The following is a 16,120-nucleotide window of genomic DNA, read 5'->3' on the forward strand; positions in this document are numbered from 1 at the left end:
GCCTGTTAAATACGCAATGCCTGTCCGGCGCTAATTTTCGCCAGCATGTGCTGGCTGATGTTGCTTAAATCCACGACTTCACTCACGCCGCCCGTGGCTATCGCCTCACGCGGCATGCCAAATACCACACAGCTGGCTTCGCTCTGGGCAATGGTCCAGGCACCAGCCCGATGCATTTCCAGCATCCCGGCGGCCCCGTCGTTGCCCATGCCAGTGAGGATCACCCCGACCGCATTGCGTCCGGCGTTGATCGCCACCGATTTAAACAGCACATCCACAGAGGGCTTGTGCCGGTTGACCGGTGGCCCTTCGTTCAGTTTCACCACGTAGTTGGCACCGCTGCGGCCCAGCTCCATGTGCATCGCACCTGGCGCGATGTAGGCGTGTCCCGGCAGAATACGCTCGCCGTCTTCGGCCTCTTTCACCGTGATCTGACACAGCTTGTTCAGCCGCTCGGCAAAAGAGCGGGTAAAGCCTGGCGGCATATGCTGAGTAATCAGCAGCGCCGGGCTGGTGGCTGGCAGCGGCTGCAGCACATGGCGAATCGCCTCGGTACCGCCGGTTGACGAACCAATCGCAATCAGCTTCTCGCTGCTCAGCAACGGACCCGCTTTCAGCGTCGCCGGCACCGGCATCGCCGCCCGGTTATGCAGACGGGCGCGGGCGGCAGCACGAATTTTGTCGCCAATCATCTGGCTGTAGGCCAGCATCCCTTCACGAATCCCGAGTTGCGGTTTGGTGACGAAGTCCACCGCACCCAGCTCCAGCGCCCGCAGGGTAATTTCCGAGCCTTTTCCGGTCAGCGATGAGACCATCACCACCGGCATTGGCCGTAAACGCATCAGTTTTTCGAGGAAGTCGAGGCCATCCATGCGCGGCATTTCCACATCCAGCGTCAGCACCTGCGGATTAAACTGCTTAATCAGATCGCGGGCGACTAACGGATCGGGCGCAGTCGCGACCATCTCCATATCCGGATGGCTATTGATGATTTCCGTCATCAGTTGCCGCATCAGCGCAGAGTCATCTACGCACATCACGGTGATTTTGCTCATCATCTTTCCTTCGTCAGTCCATAGACGGTTTGCCCACGCAGCCAGAACTCTTTACTGATCTGACTGAAGTTCTCTGAGTGACCAGCAAACAGAATGCCGCCGGGCTTCAGCAAGGGAACAAACCGACGCAGAATTTTCTCCTGCGTCTCTTTATCGAAATAGATCATCACATTGCGGCAGAAAATGGCGTCGAACTGGCCTGGCAGCGCCCAGTCATTCGCCAGCAAATTGAGCTGTGCGTAACTGACCATGCTGGCCAGTTCAGAACGTACCCGCACCATGCCAGCATGTGGACCGGTACCGCGCAGGAAGAAGCGTTGCAGTTGCGCCGGTGACAGCGTACGCAGCTCCTCCTGGCGATAGACGCCCGCCACCGCTTTTTCCAGCACCTGGGTGTCGATATCGCTGGCGTGAACCTGGAACTTACCCGGTCCGGTCCCCAGCGTTTCGGCCAGCGTCATGGCAATCGAGTAAGGCTCTTCACCGGTCGACGCGGCGGTACTCCAGACGCTGAAATTACCCTGACGCTTACGCGCATGGTCCGCGAGGATCGGAAAGTGATGCGCCTCGCGGAAAAACGCGGTCAGGTTGGTGGTCAGCGCATTGATAAACGCCTGCCATTCCGCACTGTTCGGATCGTGTTCCAGCAGCGCCAGGTAACGACCAAAATCATCGATATTCAGCGTGCGCAGACGACGTACCAGACGGTTGTAAACCATTTCGCGCTTGTGATCGGCCAGCACGATACCGGCACGCTGATAGATCAGCTGGCTGATACGACGGAAATGCGTATCTGACAGCGGTAAGCGCTGCACCATTTGCGACAGCAGCGTCGTCGTCTCATTTTGCTCGAATGTCGATTTTTTCATTTCTGCACCTGGCCTGAACTAAAACACATTAACTTTCTGCTGCGATGCCCGACCGCCAGACAGCGGTCGGGCCTTCCAGGCGATTAAAAGGTTTCCCAGTTGTCGTCGCTGCGTGACGCAGACTGACGGGCAACGGTTAACGGCGCATCCAACTGAAGGCTTTTTGTCGCCGTTGTCTTGTTAACGGCCTGGGCGACAAATTCTTTACCAATATTGAACACTGAGACCGCTTGTTTTAAGTGGCTGGCCTGATCTTCCAGCGCCGCTGCGGCAGCAGCCGACTCTTCCACCAGCGAGGCGTTCTGTTGAGTCACGCGATCCATCTCGGTGACCGCCAGACCCACCTGATCAATGCCACGGCTCTGCTCATCCGACGCGGAGGCGATTTCGCCCATAATGTCGGTGACGCGGGTCACCGCACTGACGATGTTGCTCATGGTGTCGCCTGCGCTCTCCACCAGCACCGAGCCGGTATTGACGCGGCTGACTGAGTCTTCAATCAGACCTTTGATCTCTTTGGCCGCCTGCGCGCTGCGCTGCGCCAGGCTGCGGACTTCACCCGCCACCACCGCAAAACCACGACCCTGTTCACCGGCACGGGCGGCTTCCACCGCGGCGTTCAGCGCCAGGATATTGGTCTGGAAGGCGATGCCATCAATCACGCTGGTGATATCGGCAATCTTTTTCGAGCTGCCGGCAATCTCTTTCATGGTGGTGACCACGCCATCCACCACTTTGCCGCCCTGCTGCGCGGTTTCAGAGGCGTTAAGCGCCAGCTTCGAGGCCTGACGGGCGTTCTCGGCGTTCTGCTTCACGGTGGCGGTCAGCTGCTCCATGCTGGCAGCGGTCTGCTCCAGTGAGGCGGCCTGCTGTTCGGTGCGTGAGGAGAGATCGTTGTTACCGATGGCGATTTCGCTGGCACCGGTATAAATCGCGTCCGATCCATCACGTACGCTACGAACGGTGCGCGCCAGCTCCTGCTGCATGTTCTGCAAGGAAGCCAGCAACTCGCCGATTTCGTTACGCACCGAGAGATCGATGGGCTGGGTCAGGTCGCCGCGCGCAATATGCTGAATATGCTCGATGCTCTGACGCAGCGGGCGGATCAGCACGCGGCGCATCACGTTCCACACCAGAATAATCATCAGCAGCGTGACAGCCAGCGTCGCAACCACGATGGTGATGGAGCGGCTATAGGCCTGCTCATTGGCATCCACGCCCTGCTTCGCCAGCACCTGGTTGTATTCCAGCCAGGCGTTGTAATCTTTCTGAAACTTGTCCTGATAACTCTGAGTAGGCTGGTCAACAAAGCCCTTAAAGTTGCCGCTGTTGAAGAACACCATCAGTTCGGCCAGCGCGTCGTGATAAGCCTGATAATTTGCCTGCAGCGCTTTGACGTTGTCGGCGTTTTTGCCTTTTTCTGACAGGTTAGCGTTGAAGGTTTGATAGCCCAGCTCAGCCTGTTTCAGCTCTTCACCCGCCAGTGCCACCAGATCTTTCACCGTGGCGCCCGATCCGGACATCTGCGCATCCTGCAGAAAACGAATACCGGCGCGGTTAAGGGTGTTGCGCGCCTGAACCAGCGAAACCCATGAGGTGCCCATCGCCTGTTGCAGCGTATTCAGCCGCTGGTTATAGGCAAAATTCTCTTTATCTGAACTGACGGTTTTGAAAAACATTCCGCCGGAAAACAGCTGCAGCAGCGCAAACAGCGCCAGCACGCACAGCAGACCGGTAACAACACGTACACGACTAAACATACACACCTCATTGGTTGGCGATTCGCTTCTGTTTATCGGCGCATCTGAAGGGAACTTTATGCATGGCGGCGGCTTTACCGCTGCCGCCATGAGGAGAGGAGAGAAAATCAGACGCGGGAAACTTTGAAAACGGAGACGGCCTGGGTCAGAACGCTGGCCTGCTGCTCCAGGGCGGCAGCAGCGGCGGCGGATTGCTCCACCAGCGAGGCGTTCTGCTGGGTGACGCGATCCATCTCGGTCACCGCCTGACCGACCTGCTCGATGCCACGGCTCTGTTCATCGGATGCCGAGGCGATCTCGCCCATGATGTCGGTCACGCGGGTGACCGCGCCGACGATGTCGTTCATGGTGCTGCCCGCGCTTTCGACCTGCAGCGAACCGCTGTTGACGCGTGCCACTGAATCTTCGATCAACCCTTTGATCTCCTTCGCCGCCTGGGCGCTGCGCTGCGCCAGATTACGCACTTCACCAGCCACCACCGCAAAACCGCGGCCCTGTTCACCGGCCCGCGCCGCTTCCACCGCGGCGTTAAGCGCCAGGATGTTGGTCTGGAAGGCAATGCCGTCAATCACGCTGATAATATCGGCAATCTTCTTCGAACTGCCGGCGATCTCTTTCATGGTGCTGACCACACCGTCCACCACTTTGCCGCCCTGCTGCGCGGTTTCTGAGGCGGTCAGCGCCAGCTGCGACGCCTGACGCGCATTGTCTGCGTTCTGCTTCACCGTGGCGGTCAGCTGCTCCATGCTGGCGGCGGTCTGCTCCAGCGAGGCGGCCTGTTCTTCGGTACGCGCTGACAGATCGTTATTACCGGCAGCAATCTCACTGGCACCGGTAAAGATGGCGTCAGAGCCGTCACGCACGTTGCTGACGGTCATCACCAGCGACTGCTGCATTTCCTGAATGCCGGCCGCCAGCTGGCTCATCTCGTTACGCCCCTCGACCTGGATCGGCTGGGTCAGATCGCCGGAGGCGATAGATCGGATATGCGCCAGCAGCTGTTGCAGCGGCTGAATTAACACCTGCCGCAGGCCAAACCAGCAGGCGACAATCACCACCAGTACCGACACGGCAATCACGCCCAACAGCCACATCATCTGGGTAAAAGCCTGCTGGTTTTGGGCAATGCCCTGTTCAGACAGCGCGGTCTGACGGGCGCGCCACTCACCATAGCTGCCCTGCATCGCCACCTGTTTCTGTTCGATATTTTGTTTAAACATCCCTTCCAGATCGCGCGCCTGCAGACTTTTCACCATCGCTTTCAGGCCGTTGTCGTAACTGGCGTAATCCGCTTCCAGCCGGTCGCGCAGCGCCACCGCAAGGCCAGCGGTCGCAGGCAGGTTGTAGTAGATCTGGAAGTGACGATCGGCCTCGGCTAATTGCGCGTTAGCTTTGTTCATCAGATCGTCGAGCTGACCGCCGTTCATCTGCGAGGCCATGCTGGTCTGTAACCGCAGCATGGCGCGGTTCAGGGTGGTGCGGCTGTTGTTCAGCGAAATATAGGCGTCGGTCATCGCCGTGACGTTGCGATTGGAGACTTGCGACAGGGCAAAAGCCGCTTTGTCTTTATTCAGCGCCGACCAGAACAGGCTGCCGGAGAGCAGCTGAAGCGCGCCAAAGATCACCAGTACCGCGATTAAACTGGTGACCACTTTTATTCTTTTTAACATCTTGTTCCCCTGCAGGTTGATTAAGGTGCAGCGGCTTTATCGGCGCTCTGACGCGATGTGTTAGCGGTTTTCGCCGCTTTTCAGCGACAATCGGCTTTTGTAATTAATGATATTGCTACCGGGCGGCGGGTTTGGCTTTAGTCAGGCTGGCGGGATGAGGCGCAGGTGCACGCCCCGGCTGGAGGCAGGCGGGGCGTGCGGTCGATCAGAAGGTTTCCCAGTGAGTGTCGCTAACCGGTGCGGTCAGCGCTTTACGCGGTGCCAGAGCGGTCACCGGCGAGGCAATCGGCAGATGCCTGGTCAGCGTCTGCCCGCCAGACGCGCGCTGGATCTTAAACACCGCCACTGACTGGCTGAGACGGCTGGCCTGCTCTTCCAGCGAGGCCGCCGCCGCTGCTGACTCTTCGACCAGCGAGGCGTTCTGCTGGGTGACCCGATCCATCTCGGTAACCGCCTGACCCACCTGATCGATACCGCGACTCTGCTCATCGGACGCCGAGGCGATCTCGCCCATGATGTCGGTGACGCGGGTCACCGCACTGACGATATCGCTCATGGTTTCACCGGCGGTTCCCACCAGCTGGGAGCCAGCATTGACCCGGTTAACCGAGTCTTCAATCAGTCCTTTGATCTCTTTGGCGGCCTGGGCGCTGCGCTGGGCCAGATTGCGCACTTCACCCGCTACCACCGCAAAACCGCGCCCCTGTTCTCCGGCCCGCGCCGCTTCCACCGCGGCGTTGAGCGCCAGGATGTTGGTCTGGAAGGCGATGCCGTCAATCACGCTGGTGATATCAGCAATTTTCTTCGAGCTGCCCGCGATGTCGCGCATGGTTTTCACCACACCATCCACCACATTGCCGCCCTTCTGCGCGGTTTCTGAGGCGGTCTGCGCCAGCTGCGACGCCTGACGCGCATTGTCTGCGTTCTGCTTCACCGTGGCGGTCAGCTGCTCCATGCTGGCGGCGGTCTGCTCCAGAGAGGCAGCCTGCTGTTCAGTACGGGCAGAGAGATCATTATTGCCGGCAGAAATTTCGCTGGCACCGGTAAAAATGGCATCAGACCCTTCGCGCACGTTGCTCACCGTGCGCACCAGTGACTGCTGCATATCATGCAGGCTGGCCGCCAGCTGGCTCATCTCGTTACGCCCTTCAACCGCGATCGGCTGGGTCAGATCGCCCTGCGCGATGTGCTGAATATGGGTGATGTTCGTGTTCAGTGGAGTAATTAATACCTTGCGCAGACCGAACCAGCACAGGACGATCACACCTGCTACTACCGCCATGATGGTGCCCAGTATCCACAGCATCCGGCTGTAAGCAGAACTGTTCTCTTCAACGCCGAGCGTGGTCAGTCGGTTCTGATCGGCGCGCCAGTCGGTATAGAGCTTCAGAAACGCACTCTGGCCCGGTGCCACCGGCGCTTTGCCAGCCGCCACCAGATCGTTCGCCTGCAGTGCGGTCTGCAGATCGTTTAATGCCGTAGCATAGGCGCTGTAGCGCTGATCCAGCTGGTCATTGAGTTGCAGATTTTGCCCTGGGGTATCGGGCGTCTCCTTAAAGACTTTGTAATAGCCCGCGGCCGCCTGCTGAAAGGCTTTGCTGTCGTCAAACAGTCCGGCAACGTCGGCGTCTTTTCCTTCCAGTTTACTGGTGGCAAAGCGCAGCTGAATGCGGGTGAGTAAGACCCGGCTCTGGTTAAGACTCATATAGGCATCGTTGAGAGCCTGAGTGTTCTGCATCGCCAGCTGCGACACGGCAAAACTACGCTTGTCATGGCTGAGTGCCGAATAAAAAACGGAGCCGGAAAAGGCCTGTAACAGCCCAAACATCAGCAATACCAGCAACAGGCTGGTGACAACGCGAATTTTCGTTAACATGATTAACCCTGGAAAATGTAAGTGATAAAGCAGCAACGTGATTATCGGCAGGTGCGTGCGGGAAATTAGAGAAGAAAGTGAGTTTATTATTTGAAAAATAAGAAATTATTCAGCAGTAAAACTGTCACAGGCCGGACATAACCGGCCTGTGACGTGACGCTTAGGCGCTACGCAGGTTATCCACCAGCGCCATCTCGTCGCTGCTCAGCAGCTTCTCAATGTCAACCAGAATCAACATGCGATCGCCCAGCGCGCCGAGACCGGTCAGGTACTCGGTTGACATGGTGACGGCGAACTCCGGTGAAGGGCGGATCTGATCCTGGGTCAGTGACAGCACGTCAGAAACGCCATCCACCACGATCCCGACCACGCGATTCTCCAGATTCAGCACGATCACCACGGTGTTATCGTTGTATTCGACATCGGGCTGGGAGAACTTCACCCGCAGGTCGATAATCGGCACGATCACGCCACGCAGGTTGGTGACGCCGCGAATAAATTCAGGGGTATTTGCGATACGCGTTACCTGATCGTAACCGCGAATTTCCTGAACTTTCAGGATATCGATGCCGTACTCTTCATCGCCCAGCGTGAAGACCAGAAACTCCTGGCCGACAGTTTCGCCAGCGATTTTTGTCACGGTTGCCATTCCATTCATGTTATTTACCCTTTCGTTATCAATCAGGCGGCAGCGCCAGCCACACGTTTTTCACGGTTCAGTGATTGCAGTGCTGAAACATCGACAATCAGCGCCACGCTACCATCGCCAAGAATGGTGGCGGCGGAGATGCCCGGCACTTTGCGATAGTTACTTTCCAGGTTCTTCACCACCACCTGATGCTGACCAATCAGCTGATCGACCAGCAGCGCGTAACGCTTGCCCGCGCTTTGCAGAATGACGACGATGCCCTGGGTGGCCTCGGTTTTCGCCCCCTGCACCTCAAACACGTTCCACAGTTCGACCAGCGGCAGATACTCACCGCGCACTTCCAGTACGCACTCGCCACCGGCCAGCGGTTTCAGCTCTTCAGCACGCGGCTGCAGCGATTCCATCACCGCATTGAGCGGCAGAATAAAGACTTCATCCGCCACACGAACCGACATGCCGTCGAGGATCGCCAGCGTCAGCGGCAGCAGGATACGGATGGTGGTGCCTTTGCCCTGCTTCGAGGCGATTTCGACGTGACCGCCCATCTCCTGGATGTTTCGTTTCACCACATCCATGCCGACGCCGCGGCCTGACACGTCGGTGACCTGCTCGGCCGTTGAGAAGCCAGGCGCGAAGATCAGCATCCCGACCTCTTCGTCGCTCATGCTTTCGCTGACCGGCAAGCCGGATGAGAGCGCTTTCGCCAGAATACGTTCACGGTTCAGACCGGCACCGTCATCAGAGACTTCGATACAGATGTTGCCGCCCTGATGTTCCGCCGACAGCGTCAGGTTACCGGTTGCCACTTTGCCGGCCGCCAGACGTTTATCCGGCGATTCGATACCGTGGTCGAGGCTGTTACGCACCAGGTGCGTTAACGGATCGATGATGCGTTCAATCAGGCTCTTATCGAGTTCGGTTGAGCTGCCGAGCAGCGTCAGCTCCACTTCTTTGCCGAGCTTGCTCGCCAGGTCACGCACCAGACGCGGGAAGCGGCTGAAGACATATTCCATTGGCATCATACGAATCGACATCACCGATTCCTGCAGATCGCGGGCATTACGCTCCAGCTGACCCATGCTGTTCAGCAGGTCACCGTGCGCCACCGGATCGAGTTCACCGGAACGCTGCGCCAGCATCGACTGGGTAATCACCAGTTCGCCGACCAGGTTAATCAGCTGATCGACCTTCTCAACCGCCACGCGGATGCTGGTGGATTCGCTTGATTTGGCCGGTGCCGCAGCGCGTTTGCTTTCGCGTTTCACCGCGGCCACTGGCAGTTCGGTGACGCTGGCGGTCTGCACTTCAGCCACCACCGGCGCAACAGGCGCTGGCGCTGACACCGGTGCCGGCTCTTCCGCCTGCGGGAAGCGAATCTGCGCTTCATCAATCACAAAGCAGAGCACCGCCACGATGTCATCTTTGCCGACGCCATCAATGCAGACATCCAGCGTGTTGCTGCCCTTCTGGACGTTAGTCAGGGTGCCGAGATTGCTCATCTCTTCCAGCATCAGATCGACTTCTTTCTCTTTCAGATCGATCAGCTGCACGCGCAGCGCACTGCTGGCCGGTGCTGCGCTGGCAACGGCGGCCACGCTGACCGGTGCTTCAACCGGCAGACCTTTGGCCTCCAGCGCCAGCTGGCGCAGCGCTTCACAGATATATTTGAAGCTCTCCGCGTTCGGCTCTTGCGCGGTTTTATAAGCATCGAGCTGTTCCTGCATAATATCTTTGGTTTCCAAAAACAGGTTGATGATGTCGGTGCTGAGCTGCATCTCGCCGCGACGAGCACCATCCAGAATGTTTTCCAGGATGTGAGTAGTTTCCTGTAATACCGTAAAACCAAAGGTTCCGGCGCCACCCTTAATCGAGTGGGCGGCGCGGAAGATGGCGTTAAGCTGTTCAGAATCTGGTTCCTGCGGGTCGAGACCCAACAGGTGTTGTTCCATATCCGCTAACAGCTCATCGGCTTCATCAAAAAACGTCTGGTAAAAATCGCTGATGTCCATACTCACGGGGATCACCTCGGCTGTGAGGGGGCTGCTGTATTCACCGCGCTGCCCTGGGGAGCTGACGGTGCGGTAATTTGTTCAATGGCCGCCGGATCGCTGATCTGGACGGCATCACTTTCTGCGTTCTCTTTTTCTATTGCCGCTTCGGTGTCGTGGTTCAACACCAGCAGGCTGATGCGACGGTTAACCGCATCATTCCCGCCACGATTTTTCAGGCGCATGGTGTCGGCCATGCCTAACACGCGCAAAATTTTGCCGCTGTCTAACCCGCCAATCACCAGTTCACGCCGCGAGGCGTTGGCACGATCGGCTGAGAGTTCCCAGTTGCTGTACCCTTTATCACCGCTGGCATACTGAAAATCATCGGTATGGCCGGCCAGACTGATACGGTTGGGAATGCCGTTGAGGATCGGCGCAATGGCGCGCAGAATATCGCGCATATAGGGCTCCACCTCAGCCCTGCCGGTCTTAAACATCGGGCGGTTCTGGCTGTCGATAATCTGAATGCGCAGCCCCTCTTCCACCATGTTGATGATCAGATGCGGACGTAACGCTTTCAGACGCGGATCGGCTTCAATCAGCTGATCGAGCTTTTCCCGCAGCCGGTTAAGGCGAATATCGTCCAGCTTGCGTTTCTGCTCATCCATATCGACCACTTTCTTCACTTCACCGATCTTTTTCGTCGGATCGTCGCCGCCGCCAGGAATCGGACTGTCGCTGTCGCTGCTGCGCTGGCCACCGGTTATCGCCACTTTCAGCGGCGTTTTAAAGTAGTCAGCGATCTGCACCAGCTCCTGCGGGTTGGCGATGGAAAGCAGCCACATCACCATAAAAAATGCCATCATCGCCGTCATAAAGTCGGCGTAGGCAATTTTCCACGACCCGTGGCTGCCTTCATGTCCTTTATGTTTGCGCTTTTTGATCAGCACAATTGGGCGATTGCCATGCTTCATGAGGTCTGATCCGAAGTCTGTTTAGCCGGGTTCTTCGCGTTACGTACGTGCTCTTCCAGTTCGCTGAATGAGGGACGTTCAGCGGAATAGAGCGTTTTACGACCAAACTCCACCGCAATCTGAGGCGCGTAACCATTCAGGCTGGAGAGCAGCGTCACTTTGATGCACTGCATCATCTTGGTGGTTTCAGCACATTTCTGGCGCAGTACCGACGCCAGCGGCGAAATGAAGCCATACGCCAGCAGAATGCCGAGGAATGTTCCGACCATCGCATGAGCCACCAGCGCACCCAGTTCCGCCGCCGGACGATCGGCGGAAGCCAGGGCATGTACCACGCCCATTACCGCCGCCACGATACCGAATGCCGGCAGACCATCGCCGACCGCCGCTATACTTTGCGCCGGTACGTCACACTCGTGCTCGTAGGTCTCAATCTCTTCATCCATCAGCGCCTCAATCTCAAAGGCGTTCATGTTGCCGCTGACCATCAGACGCAAATAATCGGTAATAAAATCCACTAACTGTTTATCGGCAAGAATACGCGGATAATTAGCGAAAATTTCGCTCTGGCTGGGATCTTCAATATCGCGTTCCAGCGACAACATCCCCTGCTGACGGGACTTGGCCATCAGGCGATAGAGCAGCGCCATCAGATCCATGTAAACCGCTTTGTTATATTTTGACCCGCGAAATAACAAAGGTAACGCTTTCAGGGTTTTTTTAATCGACTTGCCGTTGTTGCCCACTAAAAAAGCACCGGCCCCGGCGCCACCGATCATTAATAATTCAGCCGGCTGATAAAGTGCGCCAAGATGGCCACCCACCAGCGCATATCCGCCCAACACGGAGCCTAAAACAATCAAATAACCTAAAATTATCAGCACAAGAAATCCTTACGTCCGTAACGTGTTGGTGGAAGTTAAGCCAGAGAGCCGCAGGTGTTATTCGTAAAACGGAAGCAAAAAAAAAGCAGCGGTATTAACCGCTGCTGGATGGCTTCCACAGTGCGAACAAACTTAAACGGCGCGTTTAACCTGTTCATCCAGCAGTTGTGGAAACATATCGGCAGAATCTGCAGAAAGTTTACGTCTTTTTACGGCACGTGATGGCGGCTGGCACAGGCTGCAGACAAAGCTGCCAACCGGCTGATGGGCGTGATTAATAAAGCTGCCATTACAGCTTTTGCAATCGGCCAGTTCCAGCATGCCACTTTCAACGAATCGCACCAGGGTCCATGCACGCGTTAGCGCCAACAGCGGGCCCTCGTCCGATTGCGGACACTGTTCGAGATATAACCGGTAGGCTTTAATCACGGCGTTGACGCCGTTGCACAGTCCGGTTTTCAGTAAAAACTTCCAGGCGTTACAGAACATGGAAGCGTGAATATTCTGCTCCCAGGTCATAAACCAGTCGGTAGAGAAAGGCAGCATGCCTTTCGGTGGCGGACTACCGCGCAGCTCTTTATAGAGCTTAATCAGACGACCACGACTCAGTTGGGTTTCGCTTTCTAACATCTGTAAACGCGCGCCCAGGGTAATCAGCTCCATCGCGAGCTGAATATCACGCGCTTCCTGAACAATACTTTTCTCAGTCATCACATCGCCCTCTTTTTAGCAGGCACGTCATCTTTAGACGCGTTACGCAGTAAACGGCTCGATAATAAAATGCCGGTGTGGATTTGCTGTAAATCATCCACGCGTGATTCCTGCGTCAGGCGATTAATTGTGCTGCTATCGGTAAAACGGAACTGGCAAACCAATTGATTGGTTTCCGCCATTTTTACCATTTCAGGCAGTGTTAATTCAGATAATGCGTCCGCCATTTTCTCATCGATACCGAGGCGAAACATTGCCGAAGCTTTTTCCTGGTTAATTAATCGCTGCGCAAGCAGTAAATATGACAAGTTGAGATCGTAAATATGTTTTAGTAATTCAGATGTACCCATTTTTCCATCCTGAGAGACGCGACGTAACTTCACCACAGATTATTATCTGCGTATTGAGCTGCTGTTTGGTAAATCTAAAGATGGCAAAAAAAATGTCATGTGAAGCCAATGTCACTGCTTTTCGCCTTCATCTTATGTGTGGGTTCATGACCCACCGAAAGTCAAAAATCCAGGCCATTTTATTTTCGAGTTCTGACCATCTTCCGTGACGTCTTCTTACATTTTTTAAGACTATTCCGAAAACAAGGCAAATCTATATCGTCTGATTTCGACATACAACGACAGTACTGTGAAATTTTAGATAAAGTGTGACGCAGATCACACTTTTAAGGCAAATTTCTTCAGCAACCCTTTACGATCCTTTGTCTGTTGTTCAATTTTTGAGCGAAAAAAGCCGATTTTAAGTCGAATTGGTCCTGAGAAAGGTTTAATAGGGGGTAAAAGCAGCTCTATTCGAGGCTTTGAGACGGCGTCGATCTATTGTCAGTGTTAATCGATTTAACACCCTATTTAGAACCATTTAAAACGACTAAGTCAGCATATTATGCTGAACGAAGCGGCAGAGAATCACTTTGTAATTAGTCACTTAGGGTGAGTATCGCAGAGGGTGAGTAATGAAAGCGTTAAGGTTTATACGGCAGTACTGACTTCAACTGGCAACCAAGCGTTAACAGTTACCGCTGGATGTTTAGTATACGACACCAGATGTAACAATGAGTTACATAAGCAGGATGAATGAATTGGGGAAGGGTTTAATCAGGCTTAGTCAGTATCGGCAGCGGGAAGAAAAACTTGAGTTTAAAAATTAAAGAAAGCCGCCTGATACGCTTATCAGTGGTTTTTTTGACCGTTTGCTTTTTTTTGAGCCCTGTGCCGGGTGAAGCGGCGTAAAGCGAACGCCAGCCAGGGTAAAGATTGTGGCAGGGAGCATGACGGAATGTAACCGGCGAGCACAGCCGGTGCTGGCTGTAAAAAAGGGCAACGACACCCAAAGATGTCGTTGCCCGTCAGAACGGCTTCAGGCCGTTTAATCAGGCCAGTTTAGGAAAGGTTGCGACCTTGTTCGCCGTACCATGGTCGGCACTGCGAGGGGCGATGCGATAGAGGTCTTTGAGGAAGTTTTCACGCCAGGCGGTAATGTCATTTTTACGCAGCACCGCCATCATGTCGTTATAACGTGAAATCCTTTCAGTGCGCGGCATGGTAATCGCTTTGTCGAGCGCCGCCGCCACTTCATCGCGGTCATAAGGATTGACGATCAGCGCAGAGGTCAGCTCATTGGCGGCACCGGCGAAGCGCGACAGCACCAGCACACCCGGATCGTCCGGGTCCTGCGCCGCCACATACTCTTTCGCAACCAGGTTCATCCCGTCACGCAGCGGCGTTACCAGACCGACATCGGTCAGGCGGAAGATTTTCATCAACAGCCGGCGATCAAAGTGCTGGTTGAGATAGTAGAGCGGCGTCCAGCCCAGCGTGCCGTATTTACCGTTGATGCGCCCTGCTTCAGTTTCCAGCTGATGACGAATATCCTGATAGGCCTGCACATCACTGCGTGAGGTCGGCGCAATCTGTGAGTAGCGAATTTTACCGCGGTGCTGGGGGTAGTTCTCCAGCAGCGCTTCATACGCCAGGAAACGCTCAGGCAGACCTTTGGAATAGTCGAGGCGCTCACAGGCAATAATGTTGCGCGCGTCGCCCAGCTCTTTCTTCATCGCCGCCATTTTCGGTGGCAACGGCCCTTCAGCCATCTCTTTAATACTGTCGGGTTCAATCCCAATCGGATAAACCTCGGTCATAAAGGTATTGCCGAAGGCGCGATGCTTCTTATCCCCTTTATTCTGCAACTGTGTCAGCTGGCTGACGCTGTCGAGGAAAGCAACCCGATCTGATTCGGTCTGGAAACCCAGCAGATCATACTCGCACAGCATTTCCAGCAGTTCCTTGTGCGGTGGCAGCGCATTGAATATCTCAGGCGTCGGGAAAGGAATATGCAGGAAGAAACCGATGCGGTTATTAATACCGGCACGACGCAGCGCTGCGGCAAACGGCAGGAAGTGATAATCGTGGATCCACAGAATATCATCCGGCTCAATCAACGGTTTTAACCGCTGGGCCACCGCATCATTCACTTCGCAATAGCCGTCCCAGGCTTCGCGCTGGAACTGCACCAGATCAAGACGATAATGGAAGGCGGGCCAGATTACGGTATTGGAAAACTGGCAATAGTAGAGATCGTATTCGTTCTGGCTTAACGGGAAGGAGGCATACTCAATGCCTTCATGCTGCTGGACGGTAACATCGTCCTCTTCTTCGCCTGAGAACTCGCTGATTTCACCGTTCCAGCCAAACCACAGTCCGCCTGTGCTTTTCAACGCGTCCAGAATCCCAACGGCCAGGCCGCCTGCGCTGGTTTTAGCCCCATTTGGAATGGCAATACGGTTAGATACAACCACTAAACGACTCATAACCTAAACTCCTTACCGACGTTGTCTTGCTTTAATCGTAATAATGTTCGTTCCAGCCAGCCATATACTGCCTCGACATTGTTTAATCGATAGCGGGCCTGAGTGGAACCTTCGCCGACCTTAATAGAGATGCCCTGCATGGCGTTAACCGCGAGAAAGCCTTTCTCATCTGTCAGGTCGTCTCCAATAAATACCGGAATGCGTCCGGCAAAAGGCACCTGTTGCATAAAATCGCCAATGGCAGCGCCCTTATCAATCCCTAAAGGTTTAATTTCAACGACACATTTCCCTGGCTGAAGCGCCAGTCCTGGAAAACGTTTTACAGATTGCTCAGCCAGTCGCATCACATCCTGTTCATGCTGCATCGCCTGGCGATAGTGGAGTGCAAAGGCCATGCCTTTGATTTCCAGCTGGGTGCCAGGCCATAACGCCATCGCGTTTTGCAGTTCCGTCCGGAGTTCCTGTTCAACCTCAACCGGCAGGCTGATGCGCTGCATCTCGCCGTCGGCGTCACGGCGCTCGGCACCGTGTACGCCAGCGGCAGGACCGCGCCACGGCGCGGCCAGAGCATCGAGTTGTTCAATCGGCCGGCCAGAGACCAGCGCCAGCGCACCCTGACTGAGTGCGGAGAGTTGTTGTAACTGGTCAACGACCTGTTCAGGAATAAACACCGCTTCGGGACGGGACTGTATCGCTGCCAGCGTGCCATCGACATCAAAAAAGAAGGCATAAAGCCCGCCATCGAGTGTCGGGAACGCGTCAGAGGTATCTACCGCTTGGGTCACGTCACTTCTCCTGAATTTGGAAATTTGAGTTCAAATCAAGGATGTCCTGACGCAGTAGGGTCAGCAAGAGGGAAATTC

13 protein-coding genes are annotated in these 16,120 nt (G+C 55.4%); all 13 read right to left on the reverse strand.

Annotation, left to right across the window (positions count from 1 at the left end):
• Positions 1 to 5: 5 nt before the first annotated feature.
• Complete coding sequence (locus ACX3P5_RS10430) at positions 6 to 1,055, reverse strand: protein-glutamate methylesterase/protein-glutamine glutaminase (protein ID WP_458968661.1); 1,050 nt, start codon at positions 1,053 to 1,055, stop codon at positions 6 to 8.
• A complete protein-coding gene (cheR, locus tag ACX3P5_RS10435; RefSeq protein ID WP_233987867.1) occupies positions 1,055 to 1,924 on the reverse strand; it encodes a protein-glutamate O-methyltransferase CheR in 870 nt (289 codons plus the stop codon). The genes ACX3P5_RS10430 and cheR overlap by 1 nt, the downstream gene beginning before the upstream one ends.
• An 83-nt stretch (positions 1,925 to 2,007) precedes the next feature.
• Positions 2,008 to 3,684, reverse strand: a complete 1,677-nt coding sequence (locus tag ACX3P5_RS10440) for a methyl-accepting chemotaxis protein (RefSeq protein WP_458968662.1) — start codon at positions 3,682 to 3,684, stop codon at positions 2,008 to 2,010.
• 107 nt (positions 3,685 to 3,791) lie between these two features.
• The gene (locus ACX3P5_RS10445) at positions 3,792 to 5,354 is read right to left on the reverse strand and encodes a methyl-accepting chemotaxis protein (RefSeq protein ID WP_233987865.1); all 1,563 of its coding nucleotides are present in this window, start codon (positions 5,352 to 5,354) and stop codon (positions 3,792 to 3,794) included.
• A 205-nt stretch (positions 5,355 to 5,559) separates the two neighbouring features.
• The gene (locus tag ACX3P5_RS10450) at positions 5,560 to 7,230 is read right to left on the reverse strand and encodes a methyl-accepting chemotaxis protein (RefSeq protein ID WP_458968663.1); all 1,671 of its coding nucleotides are present in this window, start codon (positions 7,228 to 7,230) and stop codon (positions 5,560 to 5,562) included.
• Between the two features lie 160 nt (positions 7,231 to 7,390).
• Positions 7,391 to 7,888 carry a chemotaxis protein CheW gene (gene cheW / locus ACX3P5_RS10455; protein ID WP_233987863.1) on the reverse strand — a complete coding sequence of 166 codons (498 nt, stop codon included), beginning with the start codon at positions 7,886 to 7,888 and terminating at the stop codon, positions 7,391 to 7,393.
• A gap of 23 nt (positions 7,889 to 7,911) precedes the next feature.
• Positions 7,912 to 9,888 (reverse strand): chemotaxis protein CheA, encoded by a 1,977-nt coding sequence (cheA, locus tag ACX3P5_RS10460; RefSeq protein ID WP_233988160.1) that lies wholly within the window; start codon positions 9,886 to 9,888, stop codon positions 7,912 to 7,914.
• An 11-nt stretch (positions 9,889 to 9,899) separates the two neighbouring features.
• Positions 9,900 to 10,844: a flagellar motor protein MotB gene (gene motB / locus ACX3P5_RS10465; protein ID WP_233987862.1), complete on the reverse strand. Its 945-nt coding sequence runs from the start codon at positions 10,842 to 10,844 to the stop codon at positions 9,900 to 9,902.
• Positions 10,841 to 11,728, reverse strand: a complete 888-nt coding sequence (gene motA, locus ACX3P5_RS10470) for a flagellar motor stator protein MotA (protein ID WP_094121232.1) — start codon at positions 11,726 to 11,728, stop codon at positions 10,841 to 10,843. Before motA ends, motB begins: the two co-directional genes overlap by 4 nt.
• Positions 11,729 to 11,860: 132 nt before the next feature.
• A complete protein-coding gene (gene flhC / locus ACX3P5_RS10475) occupies positions 11,861 to 12,439 on the reverse strand; it encodes a flagellar transcriptional regulator FlhC (RefSeq protein ID WP_233987861.1) in 579 nt (192 codons plus the stop codon).
• Positions 12,439 to 12,789, reverse strand: coding sequence for a flagellar transcriptional regulator FlhD (gene flhD / locus ACX3P5_RS10480; RefSeq protein ID WP_233987860.1), 351 nt, complete (start codon positions 12,787 to 12,789; stop codon positions 12,439 to 12,441). The genes flhC and flhD overlap by 1 nt, the downstream gene beginning before the upstream one ends.
• Positions 12,790 to 13,820: 1,031 nt before the next feature.
• Positions 13,821 to 15,257: an alpha,alpha-trehalose-phosphate synthase gene (gene otsA / locus ACX3P5_RS10485; RefSeq protein WP_233987859.1), complete on the reverse strand. Its 1,437-nt coding sequence runs from the start codon at positions 15,255 to 15,257 to the stop codon at positions 13,821 to 13,823.
• On the reverse strand, positions 15,254 to 16,042 hold the full coding sequence (gene otsB, locus ACX3P5_RS10490) for a trehalose-phosphatase (protein WP_336755475.1): 789 nt from the start codon (positions 16,040 to 16,042) through the stop codon (positions 15,254 to 15,256). Before otsB ends, otsA begins: the two co-directional genes overlap by 4 nt.
• Positions 16,043 to 16,120: the final 78 nt, after the last annotated feature.

Source organism: Pantoea sp. S-LA4 (genome assembly GCF_054482835.1).